This is a genomic window from Streptomyces aureoversilis (assembly GCF_042657885.1).
In the GTDB taxonomy this organism is placed as follows: domain Bacteria; phylum Actinomycetota; class Actinomycetes; order Streptomycetales; family Streptomycetaceae; genus Streptomyces; species Streptomyces aureoversilis.
Genome location: NZ_JBHSKJ010000038.1, coordinates 1 through 11874, shown reverse-complemented (window position 1 = coordinate 11874; position 11874 = coordinate 1). Strand labels below are relative to the sequence as shown.

Here is an 11874-nt window from a genome sequence, read left to right as displayed (position 1 = left end):
TCCGAGAGCATGATCCGCCTCGCCGCCATCGCCAACCTGGCCAAGCGAGCAACCGGAGAATCCACCTCTACCTGGCGAGACGCATAAAACGCAATCACTCATGAACTACGCGAACCAGACGTCCTCTAAGGTCTCGTATGCGGCAGAAGCTATCCCGTGAGAGCGAGGTTGTGCAGTCGGGCGATGCCGAGCATGGCGTGTCGGACCCCGTCGCCCTTGAGACGGCAGTCGCGGAGGATCTTCCAGGTCTTCATGCGAGCGAAGACGTGCTCGACGCGGGCCCGGACCTGTTTGTGCGAGCGATTGTGCTCGCGCTTCCAGCCCGGCAACTCTTGGCCCGGGGTGCGGCGGTGGGGCATGAGGAGGCCGGTGCCCGGATAGCCGCCGTCGGCCATCGTGAGGGTCCTGCCCACGGCGGCCTTCGCGCCAGACTCCTCCCATGCCCGGCAGTCGTTGCGATTGCCGGGCAAAGGCTCACCGACCACAACGACCAGGCGGGTATCCGCGTCAATGACGACCTGGTGGTTAGTGGAATACCGGTAGTTCTTTGACTGTTCAGCGATGCTGTGGTCCCGGGTAGGCACCAAGGTGCCGTCGACTACCAGCACGGTGTCCTTGGCGAACCGGCGCCGAGACTGGAATGCGATGAGCGGGCCGAGCTGGTCGATGGTGCGGTCGGCCGCCGACTTCGAGATGCCAAACAATAGGGCGAGTTGGCGCATCGTCAGTTCGTGCGCCAGTAAGCGACTACCAACAGCACCCGGTCCTCCAGCGGCAGACCCCACGGCCGCCCCTGGCCCGGAAAGCTGGCGCCCTCGCGGCGAAGCGCGGTCACCAACTTGCCGAAGACGCGCGAGTTCAGCCCGGTAAACAGGGCCATCCAGGACGGTTCCGACGCCGTGATCACACCTGACACGATCAAGATCATTGCAGGGCGAGATCACTTACGGGGCAACCCTTAGGAAGGCCAGGTAGTTGCGAGGAGGGGCGGCGCGTTCGTAGCGGAGGCTGAGTCTGTGGTAGCCGGACAGCCACGACATAGTCCGCCCGTTGCCCAGCAGCGTCGTCCCAGCCATTCGCTAACAGGCCATCTCATTTGGCGAGGTTCGATAGTCTCTGGAAGTGGGGATTGTTGAGCGGCTGGTGCCGGATGAGTTGTGGGAGTTGTTCCAGCGTGTGGTGCCGGAGGCGCCGTCGCGGCCTCAGAGTGGCGGGCGACGCCGACACGGCGACCGGGAGGTACTGGTGGCGATCGTGTTCGTGGCCACGTCAGGCTGCACGTGGCAGCAGCTGCCCTCGGCGTCGTTCGGGCCGTCCGGAGCCACGGCCCATCGGCGCTTCTCCGAGTGGACCAAGGCGAGGGTGGGGCGAAGCTCCATCGCCTGGTCCTGGACGAACTCGGCGCCCGTGGCGAGCTTGACTGGTCCCGCTGCGCGATCGACTCGGTGAACATGCGGGCCCTCAAAAGGGGGACCTGACGGATCCGAATCCTGTGGACCGGGGCAAGTACGGCTCGAAGATCCACTTGATCACCGAGCGGACCGGTCTGCCCCTGTCCGTGGGGATCTCGGGGGCGAACCTGCACGACAGCCAGGCGCTGATCCCCTTGGTGAAAGGCATCCCACCGATCCGCTCCCGCCGGGGACCACGGCGCCGCAGGCCGGGCAAGCTCCACGGCGGCAAAGGCTACGACTACTCCCACCTGCGACGATGGTTACGCGGGCGCGGCATCACCCACCGCATCGCCCGCAAGGGCATCGAGACTTCACAGCGACTGGGCCGGCACCGTTGGACCATCGAACGCACAATGGCCTGGCTCGCTGGATGCCGCCGACTCCACCGCCGCTACGAGCGCAAAGCCGAACACTTCCTGGCCTTCACCAGCATCGCCTGCACCCTCATCTGCTACCGCCGACTCGCCAAATGAGACGACCTGTAAAGATCTTCTCGTAACCGCGTAGCTGTGCTGCGGCGACATGGGTGTTGTCGGGCTCGGTCAGCCGGCGTGGGCGAGGTTGTGCATGTGGGCGACGCTGCTGGTGGCCCAGTAGACGCCGTTGCCCTTGAGCCGACAGTCGCGGAGGATCTTCCAGGTCTTCATGCGAGCGAAGACGTGCCCGACGCGAGCCCGCACCCGGCGGTGCGATGCGTTGTGTTCTTCTTTCCGCTGCGGCAGCCGTTCCTGCCCGGCCTGACGGCGGTGCGGGATGAGCAGTCCGGTGCCCTGGTAGCGCCATCAGCGATGACGGTCGCGTCCTCGCAGGCCGCCTTGACGCCGGAGTCGGCGAAGGGGTGCAGTCGTTGTGGCTGCCGGGCAGCGGTCGGCCGACCGTGAGCGCGAGCTTGGTGTCGGCCTTGATCAGGACCTGCACGTTCACCGAGTAGCGATGGTTCTTCGCGGAGGCGGCGACCGGCCGGTCCCGCGTGGGCACCAGCGTTCCGTCCACGACGAGCACGTCACCGCCGCCCGGCCTGCTTCTGGCGGGCACGAGGGTCAACAGCGGGCCGTGCCGCTCGATGATCCGGCCGACCGCCGCCGTGGAGATCCCGAACAGCGGGGCCAACTGCGGCATGGACAGGTTCGTGCGGCAGTACACCGCCACCACAGCACCACCCGGTCCTCCAGGGACAGCGACCACGGACGGCCTGGCCGGCCGGGATCCAGGGCCTGCCCACCAGCCCGGTGGACAGCCCTGACCAGCCGCTGGAACGGCCGCGGGCGCAGCCCGGTGAACACCTCGACGAACTCACGACACTGAGCGGAGACCACCTGCACGACCAGACCAACACAGACCAACCAGCACGATTACGAGAAGATCTTTAGGCGTGGTTCAGTAAGCGCTCGCTTCCTCGACGCGAGGATCGACTTTCAGGATTTAGAGTGACATTTACTGGTCGAACCGTCAAGCCGCAAAGCGTATATCCGTACTCGAGGTGAATCCGTGTCTTCGTGTGCACCATGGAGCTCCGAGTCAACGATGTTTCTGGCGTTATCTGGGATTCAGAGGTCGGGAAGAACTGTCCATCGAAGCAATTTCACTTTCAGTGGGGAGTTGACAGCGAGGTCGTCCGTGGGCAGAGCCAGCAGCGCACAGCACGGAGGCATCCCGTGGCCGCGATCTGGGCCGACGTCGACGCAGGCAAGTCCCACCGCCACTGCGTCGCAATCAACGAAAGCGGCTAAATGATGTCCCGTAAGCCCTGGTCAGGCATGTGATGATCTTGGTGTGGGTGCTGTGGTGTCGGCGTCTGAGCCGGGCTGGGTAGGGCTGTTCGCAGGGCTGGGTGAGCGGCAGTTTCGCAAGCTGGTTGGTCTTGTGCGGCGTCGGGGTGGTGGTGTGCCGTCCGGCGGTCGGCCGTGGGGGTTGCCGCTGGAGGATCGGGTGCTGCTGGTGGCTGCGTACTGGCGGACGAACCTCACCATGCGGCAGCTCGGCCCGCTGTTCGGGATCTCGAAGTCGGCTGCGGACCCGGTCATCGACCACATCGCTCCGTTCCTTGCGCTGGCTCTGGTCCGTCGTCGGCACCCGGCAGGCACGGTACTGATCGTGGACGGAACTGTGCGCCACGAGGCGCTTGATGACCGGGCGGGGATGAAATGACTCCGCCACCGGGCTGTCGCAGCAGTCCGGTTGAAGCTGAAGGCAGCCTGATCCGGGGTACGCCGGTGAGGGTGGGAAGCAGCCCTGACAACGCCGGAACGTGCTGGCACTGCCAGACGGTGCGGGTCCGGCAAGCGAGACGAGAAGGTGTACGCGAGGAACCAGTGGCAAAGCTCCGTAAGCGACGAACCGGCTCCAATCTGGTGGATATGGGCCGGGACGCAGTGCGTGACCACTCCGGTGGTCAACTCCGAAGCCGCGTAGTTCCGTCGGTGGGGAGGCCACGATGAAGGATTGCGGCGTAGTCGTGGCGATGCTGCCGGAGCAAGAGCTGGGCACCTCCCTCGTCGACCGGTCATCGAGTGAACGTGGGAACCTTCCCCGGTCGCCCTCCGGGCCAGGCAGCCGGCCTGGTCCAGGGCAGGCCCGTCGTCGGCCGAGGGCCGCGGGATGGGGCGGAGGTCCCGTAGTAGTCCGAGCGCGCGGTGCGACACGAGGTCGCACGAATGAGTGATCTTCATCGAGGGAGGTCGGCTGATGCCGAGGGTGTAGATACAGATCAGTGTTCGAGGATCTGTCCCCGGCCTGACGTGCGTCGCTGGTAACGGCGGGGTTCTGAGCTCAGGTCACCAGACTCAAGGGCTCCCGTTCCATGGAAGTTCGCGGTGTCCGTAGTACGGGGCGGATGGTGGCCCGGCACCTTGGTAGGCCCGGTCGGCCAGGATCAAGATCTGCCTGGTCAGACAGGCCTGGACGATGCCGTGTGCGCGAGCCGAGGTCAGGTCGTGGGTCCGGCCGGGCAGTGCCCTGGAGAACCACAGGGGTGTGCCGTCCGGGCGGGCGACGACCTGCACGTTCATGCCGTGCTTCTTGTGCTTTTGCGAGTAGTACGGCTCGTCCGCAGCGATCCGGTCGGTGGGGATGAGGGTGCCGTCAACGATGACGAAGTCGCCCTCACCTAGGCCGGCCAGGGCCTCATGGAGACCCGGGGCCCACGAGGCCAGGATCTCGAAGGTCTCGTCGACGTAGCGCCAGGCTGTGGACTGCGACACTCCGAAACCGGCCCCGACCTGCGCGAATGTCTCGTTCTTCCGCAGATGTGCCAGCATCAGCAGGGCCTGCTTGAAACAACCCAACCGCCTCCACGTGGTGCCGACTTCTCGCCGGCGGGCGTGGATCAGCCAGGAGACATGCTCAACAAGCTCGTACGGGACGTCGAGCATGGAAGGATACGGAACCAAGCGAGGCTCCTCGGACGAAGCGCGGTGCGTAGAGAACACCAGCGCAACGACCAGGAGCCTCGCCTCGTTACCCCATCTGACCAGCCATTTTCACCCTTCCGAGACAGGATGAAAGACGCTCACTGAACCTCTTTTATCCTGGGGTTCCAGGGGTTATGAAAGGCAGTGCCGTCGCAGGTCAGAGGTAGTTCTCCACTCCTTCGACGCAGAGAATTAAAGAGGTTCACTCAAACTTTTTCATCCTGTTCCAGGAGGGCGAAGAAGGTTCACTCTGAAGATCCAAAAATCTCAGTCAGCCGACGGAGACCCTGGCGGTACACATCAGCGGCTTGCGTTCCTTCTCCGGGATTTTTTTACCGCCCAGCAGGAACGGACGGTAGCTCGGATTATCGGTACAGTAGTTAGGCTTCCCCTTAACCAGGGCCCCCGTCCAATGCTGGAGCACTCTGGAATTTTGAACAATCCACGAAGAATCCTTATAGGTCAAAACCTCTGCGTATTTAAAACCCGCACCCGTATCGCGGAAGAGGAAAACATTAACCGTTGGCCCGCCCCATCTCTCAAGAAGTGAGCCTGGCGACTTTTCGATGCCCTTCAGGAACTCCTTCCACCAGCCCTCAGTACCCTCGTAAATCTTTTTACACTCCCCACCTTTTACTAAAGTCGCCTTATTTTTTAAGTCGCTGAGACTTTTCTCAATCTTCTCGATCTCTTTATTGATCTCTGCTGCCTTACCGGCATCCTTCACAACGGTCGCGACACTCTTTAGCGCTGAGATCACTTCCCAGCTCACTTTCGCAAGTTGAACGAAGTCGCCCGCGCTATTGAGTGTTTTTAACGCCTTATAAGCTTTGATAGCCGTAATCGCACTGACGGGAAGCTTGACCACTCCTACGGCACCCGTAGCGATGGTCGAGACTACAGAGCCAGCAACCTCATGAACCTTATTTGCAATTTGCACTACCGGATTCACGAAAGCGAAAGCGTAGACATCGCCACCCCTGTCGTTAATAATTGTGATACCTGACTTGGAAGTATTAGCCCAGCAAGGAACAGAAGCGGCAGGGCTGAGCCCCCCCGGCACGCTGAGTGCCGATGCTGTCAATACTGGGGGCGATTCCATCGGATGAGCAGTCGCCGCAGGGGCCAAAAGAAAGGTTGATGCCGAGGAAAGAAGCACAACAGGTACAGTAATTTTAGTAACACATTTTTTTCGCCTAATCAATCTAGGCTCTCCTAATCTAAGAGCTCGTAACACGATCATGGTTTGTGCTTGTTGAGGCGTCGCCAACAGATGAGGCTGCAGGCGAGGGAGACGAGGGCGTCGTGGAGGTCGAGGGATCGTTCCCAGTGGACTGCGAGGCGTTTGAACTGGTGCAGCAGGGCGACGGTCTGCTCGACGACGTAGCGGAGCTTGCCCAGGCCGTGGATGTCGGGTGATCCCTTGCGGGAGATGACGGGCAGGATGCCTCGTCTCCGCAGCTCACGCCGGTTCGGATGGCTGTCGTAGCCCTTGTCGCTCAGCAGGGATTCAGGGCGCTTGCGGGGTGCCCGGGCCCAGGCCTCGGCACACCACACCCAACGACCACACCACACAAAGTCACCGGTGTTGGGTCTAAGATCGTGTCCTCTGTGGTGAGGCGGACGAGTCGCTTGTAGCAGCAGATCGCGGCGGCAAGCCCGAGAAAGGCCAGGTAGTTGCGGGGATCGCGCTCGTAGCGGGGCGAGAGCCGGCGATAGCCGGTCAGCCACGACATCGTGCGCTCGATCACCCGCATCTTGTCCGGATGTAACTCCACACCGACCTGCGCGGTAGCATCCTGCACTCGGCCGACCTGGCCTGCGGACCCCTCAATCTTGGTGAAGTGTTCGTCCAAGACCGAGAGGGCCACGTTGGCTAGCAGTGGCGAAAGAATCCCGTCTGTGGGTCAATGCCGCGCAGATAGGCGGTTCGGTGCACTCCTTCCATATGTACACAACGACACGCACGAGTTAGCTGTTGAGTGTCAACTAGAATAGTTCCGAGTCCTAAATTTCCAGCTATTCCGGCAAGGCTCCCAATTTTTCAGGGATCGCGACGCCAGCGATACCATAACATGGAACCTTTACCTCCCAAGCACCTCGGATTTCATATTCCGACCCTAGCCACGTCACGCCGGGACCTACACATTTTTCATACTCATTTTCCCCAACATGCACCTTAATTCGAACTTGCGCACCATCGGGGCAGTATTTGTAGTAAGCGTCCGTGACTGTCTCGTAGAAGCCGCAGCGCTCAGGCTCTACCTCCTCGGCCATGGCAGGGATAGCTAAAGCGACAGGGAGCCCAAGTGCAAGAACAACTCCAACGGCGAGCGGTAAGCGATTTACAATCATAACACCAAACTCCCTTTCGGGTTAATGTGACTAGAACACCAAGATCGCCGAGTTAATCTTCCAGGAATGTCGAGTTCACAAAGGGAAGCGTCCGGACGTCGAGAGAAAGCATTAATGCGGCATTCGTCGATAATACGCCAGCATTTGGGTAATTGACCCAGGAGACCACGACAGAACATCACCTGCTAAATTTGAGGGACGGCGAGTGCCGTTTCCAACAGGATCGCCCGGATCGTGGCCTCCCGCCGAGTGGTGTAGCGTGATTACGGCGACGCCCTGGGGGCCTGACTATCGCCAGGTGACAGGGCTTGGTCCTGCAGCCATCGCGGAGCTCGTGGATCTGAGCTCGGAGAGATCCGCCTCGCGGCCGGCAGCGTCGTACGGTGGACAACATTGCCTGACATAACATCAGCTCTGCCCGATGGCAGGTGCCCCACGTCCAGCCCACGACCAGCAGATTTCGCCGAGAGCTCCGCTACTCCGGACACCATCCGGACACTTGAGAAGCTCTTCTTCTTCCGCAGTCGACAGGAACCTCGACAAACCCCACCGTTGCAGATTAGGAGCACTTCTTTCACGCTTCATAGCCGCGGACTTGGTAGTGGTCCAGCCCGGTCTCGTTCTTCGCGGCCTGGAAACCTTCCTCCACGGACCAACGGAAGCCGGCCACGCGGATCAACTCCTCAGGGGCGGTGCTCTCGGGAGCGAAACAGATGTAGTAAGCGATCTCCGAGGGCTTCGACCGGCTCCGGCGAGCCAGCAGCCGGTGATCCCAGCCGGAACGGCGGAGAGGCCGGATAGGCTCGACCGCCCAATCGTAGATGCGTGGACCTCGGACGACACTCCCGCAGCTCAGTGGCTCCCAGGCATCCTCCGGCAACCGAGCGATGACGTGATGAGCCGCTTCTTAAGTAGACCCATCGAAACGACCGACTGCGACTTGGTCACTGCCAAGACGTAAGTATGTCCCGCGATTCGAGCCACAGGCGGAACCGCCCGGCACCTCCGTATACCGCGTCGGCAGTCACCCGGCCGAACGGAATCCCCGCCGCCAGAGCACGTTCGACCATGCGGAGCGCGAGGAGTCAGGCTTTGTGGTGAACTCAACATCGTCCGGAATGCCTGCCGCACGACACCGCTCACGATCGGACGTCCATCCTCTCGGGGAGATAAAACTCCCGTCCCAGCAGGGCTCGTCCATGCTGAGAGGTATAAGCGAGAAACACTCCGATCTGAGAATTCTCAATCCGCTCGGTCGCACCCGAGTGCCGACGTGCTACACCGGCCGAATTGCGGCCCTCCTTCAGGGATGTTTCCATGCAGCGGTTCGCCGTTTATGGCGCTCTAAGCGGACCTCACATGGAAGACTGCTAAGGTTTTTCGGGGATCCCGGAAAGCCCCCACCGTCGGTCAGTCCACCACCCTACGGATACCTCATACATGCGCAACGATCGCCCCACGTCAGCTCGCATGAAACACACAGATAAAACCAGTAGTCGATATATAGGATTCCAGAAATATCACTAGCCAGCCTTCCTTCAATGTCAACCAGTCGAGGCAAGCAAGGAGGGCTCGAACAATGTCGACATTGACACCCGGCTAGTTTTCTGCCACTATCCCTACTTGGGATTACCTCTCGCCACTAACCCCTCTGCCGCGAAAGGGGATGAGCATATACCATCTTCAACCGACCTGTAAACCGGCATAGGCGGCAACAGAACGGCTCGGGCGCCCCTCCCCCAAAAGGACTACAGTGGAAAACCTTCGCAGCTTTTTCAAGAGCGCATTTGCGACAACGATTACATCCACGGTCGCGCTAATGGGAACATCATCATTTACACTGAGCGGGGAATCCGTGAACTTACTAGGCCGGACCCACGACCTGACCGCCATCTGCAGGGACCGGATCATCTCCGCCTGCACCCGCCTGAGCTTTCCCGTACCGGCCGACAATGGCCTACCGGGGCGCCGGCGACACCGTCGCCGTTCCCCGCCGGCGAAAGCCCTGGAAGACCTCACGATCAAACAGAAGTGCGCCAACCGAGCGTACTCCCGCCTTCGGTGGCCGGTGGAGAGAACGACGCCCGGATCAAGACCTGGCGCATCCTTCACAAAGCACGCTGCAGCCTCACCAGACTCACGTTAATCGCCCAAGCAACCCTCACCCTGGAGACCCACCGCTGAACAAGCTCACGTAAAGTCCGGAAGGCGCGACCGTGCACCCATACACGGCCGCGCCTCCCCCGGGCCGCTCCCCGGAGGAACCGCCGGGGGCCCTTGTCCCCTTACCCCAGCGGCCGCCTGTGTTCCAAACCCTCGGAGCTGGAAACACAGGAGCAATATATCCAATAGCATAGAACAAATCATCTGCCATCTCTGGATGGGCAAGTTGCGATCCACTTCAATGAGGCCAAAAAACGGCACTTATGGGTCGCCCTCGAACTCTCCTGGCACAGACGGTCAAGGAATGGCACCGGGTTGGGCACCGAGGGCCAGCTGTGGCGGTGTACTCGCTCCAGGACGACCCGGATCTGTGGAACCTCAAGGTGCGCTGCACCACGAACCCGGTGCGGCTGGCCATGTGGCACGGGGAGGGGCCGGTCACGATCTACGCCACCTACGCCAGCCTCGGCGTCCTGGCAGAGGCCTTTGAGGGCGTCTACGACCAGACCAACACAGACCAACCAGCACGATTACGAGAAGATCTTTAGGCTGCGGTGATGGTCTCGGGCAGGCCTAGATACTCCTCCCGCAGTGCGGCATGGATCGTGGACGGCATCCTGGCCCCCACCCGTGACCGGAGTATCGCCGCATCAAGCAAGAACTACAGGTACTCCACCAACCACCAAGTCGTCATCGACGCCAACACCCGGCTGGTCGTGGCGGCCGGATGCCCGCTGCCCGGCAACCGGCACGAACGCCCGTGCCTACCGGGAATCCGCAGTAGACCGAGCCGTGAAGAACGTCCCGATCCTCGGAGGCTGGAGCTACCGCGGCACCGCCGCTCCAGTCGTTCGCTGGAGTCGATGCCCTTGCGGGCGATACGGACGCCGATACTCTTACCCCACAGCCATCTCCGCAGGTGAGGGACGTCGAAGGCTATGTAGGCGTGGAGCCGCTGCGGCTTGGAGTCCCCCGCGTGGGATTCGTGTCCCATGGGGAAATACACGTCATATTCGGATCAGAACGGGCTGCTGCTCGTCGGGCTCTCCGCCGCCAACACCCACGACAGCCAGGCCCTGAAGCCCCCGCGGTCCTGGGGCTCCAAACGAGACACCCCCAGGGGCCGGCATATCCCGCGTGGAGCCGCTACGGAGTGAGCGAGGCGGGACTCGAACCCGCAAACCAGTAAAGGTGGCAGATTTTAAGTCTGCTGCGTATTCCCATTTCGCCACTCGCTCTTTACAGCAGGTCGGTAAATCGCCCACCAGGACGACGTCAAGGCCTTGCCGAGAGATGCCGCAAAATCACATAGCGCGCAAAATACTCCTGAAGGCACTCCCCCTTCAAATAATGCTCTAAATTCTCCCCATGCATCGAACTCCTCTACAGATAACAAGTGGCATAAAGCTGCCGTTACACGTCAAGTTAGCTATCCTATCGAAGCCTCCAGCGCACCCCTCGCAAAATCTCAGCTCCACTTTCGAGCAGGTTGAACGGAGGGTCAGATTTCATATACCCATCAAGCGAAAACTCCGCCCAAACACTCTTTCCGTTTGGCGCAATCTCCACACCCCATCTGTCGACAAAATGGTCAACGATCCAGAGACCCCTTCCTCTGGTTTCCCATAGCTCGATCAACCTTAAACTCGGTCGATGAAGGGAGCAGTCCTCCACCCAAAATCTCAGCCTACGCATTCCCTCACTCTCGCAAATAACGATTACTGCATATACCTCTCCAGGTGTATGCAAAAGAGCATTCATCACAATCTCGTGCGCCACTAACTCGATCTCGCCCACGCTTTCAGGGGTTGCGTGCGGGGTTACCATTTCCCGCAAGCCTCGCCTTACGGAACCCAACGAACAAAGATCACCTGAAGCTTCATTGGAATTAGCAGGGTTTCGCGACATAATAAAACTCCGAAGAGGGGGCCTCGAATACACGCTTTTCACCTGTTGATTATCAATGGATGGAATGGATGATTATTCCCCGAGCTTCGGTGGGGCGGAACTGACAGTATCCCAACAGGTGAAAGAAGGGAGGGCAGTATAAAGTCGTCCCTATGAGCTCGTAACAGGATCATGATGTGCGGTTCTTCAGGCGTCGCCAGCAGATGAGTCCGCAGGCGAGTGAGGCAAGGGCGTCGTGCAGGTCCAGGCGTCGTTCCCATCGGACGCTGAGGCGCTTGAACTGGTGGAGGAGGGCGAAGGCCTGCTCGACAACATGGCGGAGCTTGCCCAGGCCGTGGATGCCGGGTGAGCCTTTGCGGGAGATGACTGGCAGGATGCCGCGTTTCCGCAGCTCATGCCGGTTCGGGTTGCTGTCGTAGCCCTTATCGCCAAGCAGGGATTCGGGGCGCTTGCGGGGACGGCCGGGCCGGCCGGCGACCGGCGGGATGCCGTCGACCAGGTTCAGGCTCTGCGTGACATCGTTGACGTTGGCCGCGGTGGTGATCACCTTGAACGGGGTGCCGTTGCCGTCACAGATCAGGTGA

The 11874-nt window shown here is 61.0% G+C and carries 6 protein-coding genes, 1 tRNA gene and 10 pseudogenes; 4 read left to right on the top strand and 13 right to left on the bottom strand.

Going from position 1 to position 11874, the window contains the following annotated elements; genetic code table 11:
• Window positions 1–149: 149 nt before the first annotated feature.
• Both ACFPP6_RS35775 and ACFPP6_RS35770 read right to left on the bottom strand, forming a co-directional pair.
• Window positions 150–916: pseudogene (locus ACFPP6_RS35775) on the bottom strand (transposase).
• 28 nt (window positions 917–944) lie between these two features.
• Window positions 945–1081 (bottom strand): annotated as a pseudogene (locus ACFPP6_RS35770) (IS5/IS1182 family transposase); the annotation flags it as partial.
• A 47-nt stretch (window positions 1082–1128) separates the two neighbouring features.
• Here ACFPP6_RS35770 and ACFPP6_RS35765 point away from each other — a divergent pair.
• Window positions 1129–1927, top strand: a pseudogene (locus ACFPP6_RS35765) (IS5 family transposase).
• A 69-nt stretch (window positions 1928–1996) separates the two neighbouring features.
• Here ACFPP6_RS35765 and ACFPP6_RS35760 read toward each other — a convergent pair.
• Window positions 1997–2776 (bottom strand): annotated as a pseudogene (locus tag ACFPP6_RS35760) (transposase).
• Window positions 2777–3227: 451 nt separating this feature from the next.
• On the opposite strand from ACFPP6_RS35760, the pseudogene ACFPP6_RS35755 reads away from it, so the two are divergent.
• Window positions 3228–3563, top strand: a pseudogene (locus tag ACFPP6_RS35755) (helix-turn-helix domain-containing protein); the annotation flags it as partial.
• A gap of 692 nt (window positions 3564–4255) precedes the next feature.
• Here the strand turns inward: ACFPP6_RS35755 and ACFPP6_RS35750 are convergent.
• The 6 genes and pseudogenes from ACFPP6_RS35750 to ACFPP6_RS35725 all read right to left on the bottom strand — a co-directional run.
• A pseudogene (locus tag ACFPP6_RS35750) lies at window positions 4256–4825 on the bottom strand (transposase family protein); the annotation flags it as partial.
• 310 nt (window positions 4826–5135) lie between these two features.
• Window positions 5136–6023: a hypothetical protein gene (locus tag ACFPP6_RS35745; protein WP_382051062.1), complete on the bottom strand. Its 888-nt coding sequence runs from the start codon at window positions 6021–6023 to the stop codon at window positions 5136–5138.
• A gap of 80 nt (window positions 6024–6103) precedes the next feature.
• A complete protein-coding gene (locus ACFPP6_RS35740; protein WP_382051061.1) occupies window positions 6104–6421 on the bottom strand; it encodes a transposase in 318 nt (105 codons plus the stop codon).
• 53 nt (window positions 6422–6474) lie between these two features.
• A pseudogene (locus ACFPP6_RS35735) lies at window positions 6475–6615 on the bottom strand (IS5/IS1182 family transposase); the annotation flags it as partial.
• 268 nt (window positions 6616–6883) lie between these two features.
• Window positions 6884–7141 carry a DUF6355 family natural product biosynthesis protein gene (locus ACFPP6_RS35730; protein ID WP_382051060.1) on the bottom strand — a complete coding sequence of 86 codons (258 nt, stop codon included), beginning with the start codon at window positions 7139–7141 and terminating at the stop codon, window positions 6884–6886.
• Window positions 7142–8163: 1022 nt separating this feature from the next.
• Window positions 8164–8538, bottom strand: a pseudogene (locus ACFPP6_RS35725) (transposase).
• 1179 nt (window positions 8539–9717) lie between these two features.
• On the opposite strand from ACFPP6_RS35725, the gene ACFPP6_RS35720 reads away from it, so the two are divergent.
• Both ACFPP6_RS35720 and ACFPP6_RS35715 read left to right on the top strand, forming a co-directional pair.
• Window positions 9718–9930 carry a hypothetical protein gene (locus ACFPP6_RS35720; RefSeq protein ID WP_382051059.1) on the top strand — a complete coding sequence of 71 codons (213 nt, stop codon included), beginning with the start codon at window positions 9718–9720 and terminating at the stop codon, window positions 9928–9930.
• Window positions 9931–9984: 54 nt separating this feature from the next.
• A pseudogene (locus ACFPP6_RS35715) lies at window positions 9985–10135 on the top strand (IS5/IS1182 family transposase); the annotation flags it as partial.
• A gap of 82 nt (window positions 10136–10217) precedes the next feature.
• Here the strand turns inward: ACFPP6_RS35715 and ACFPP6_RS35710 are convergent.
• The 4 genes and pseudogenes from ACFPP6_RS35710 to ACFPP6_RS35695 all read right to left on the bottom strand — a co-directional run.
• Window positions 10218–10370: pseudogene (locus ACFPP6_RS35710) on the bottom strand (IS5/IS1182 family transposase); the annotation flags it as partial.
• 166 nt (window positions 10371–10536) lie between these two features.
• Window positions 10537–10620: transfer RNA gene (locus tag ACFPP6_RS35705), tRNA-Leu, on the bottom strand.
• A gap of 196 nt (window positions 10621–10816) precedes the next feature.
• Complete coding sequence (locus ACFPP6_RS35700) at window positions 10817–11290, bottom strand: ATP-binding protein (protein ID WP_382051058.1); 474 nt, start codon at window positions 11288–11290, stop codon at window positions 10817–10819.
• A 169-nt stretch (window positions 11291–11459) separates the two neighbouring features.
• A partial coding sequence (locus ACFPP6_RS35695) for a transposase (RefSeq protein WP_382051057.1) occupies window positions 11460–11874 on the bottom strand: 415 nt, incomplete at its 5' end.